Here is a 937-nt window from a genome sequence, read left to right on the forward strand (position 1 = left end):
GCGTTCTATTGCTGCTAACTCAGGAATCTTGCTAACGCGTGTTGAATATTTGAAGCACAACGAAGAGAAAAACTTCGCGGTTGTTGATGCTGCTATGAACGATCTAATGCGTCCGTCGCTCTACAGTGCTTGGCAAGACATCGTGCCAGTGAGTCCTCGTACAAAGAGTGAAGCGAAGACCTATGATGTCGTTGGTCCTATCTGTGAGACGGGTGATTTTCTTGGTAAAGATCGTGCCTTAAATATCGCAGAAGGTGATTTGCTTGCAGTGTGTTCATCAGGAGCATACGGCTTTGCAATGAGCTCGAATTATAATTCACGGAATCGCGCGGCAGAGCTAATCGTTGATAACGAGCGAGTGTTTGTTGGTCGAGAGCGCGAGACCTTTGAAGAGCAAATTCGCCTTGAGCATGTGTTTGAAGAGTAAGTCGCATGATTGTTGAATTCACTAAAATGCACGGCTTAGGCAACGACTTTGTTGTTGTCGACATGATTAGCCAGCATGCGCATTTTCGAACAGAGCAGATCAAAAAGCTCGCCGATCGGCGCATGGGCATTGGCTTCGACCAAATGTTACTGGTTGAGCCACCAAGCAAGCCTGACATGGATTTTAAATATCGCATCTTCAATGCAGACGGTTCAGAAGTAGAACAGTGTGGCAATGGTGCGCGCTGTTTTGCTGTATTTGTTCGTGAGCAAGGCTTGACCGATAAGTCGGTGATCAAGGTTGAAACCTGTAATGCCGATATTGAGCTAACCATTCAAGAAGATGGTCGTGTTCGTGTCGATATGGGTGAGCCAGTATTGGAGCCCGCGCAAATTCCGTTTGAAGCAGATCAGCAAGCCAGCACTTATTCGCTGGCTGTCGAAGAAGCCTATTATGAGTTATCGGCCGTATCAATGGGTAATCCGCATGGCGTGATGCTTGTTGATGATG

General features: G+C 47.0%; 1 protein-coding gene and 1 pseudogene. Both read left to right on the forward strand.

Annotated elements, in window-relative coordinates; all coding sequences use genetic code 11:
- Positions 1 to 427, forward strand: a pseudogene (locus A3762_RS00490) (diaminopimelate decarboxylase); the annotation flags it as partial.
- Between the two features lie 5 nt (positions 428 to 432).
- The coding region (gene dapF, locus A3762_RS00495) for a diaminopimelate epimerase (RefSeq protein ID WP_068753593.1) at positions 433 to 937 on the forward strand (505 nt) is incomplete at its 3' end.

The sequence above is a fragment of the Oleiphilus sp. HI0125 genome, from assembly GCF_001635355.1.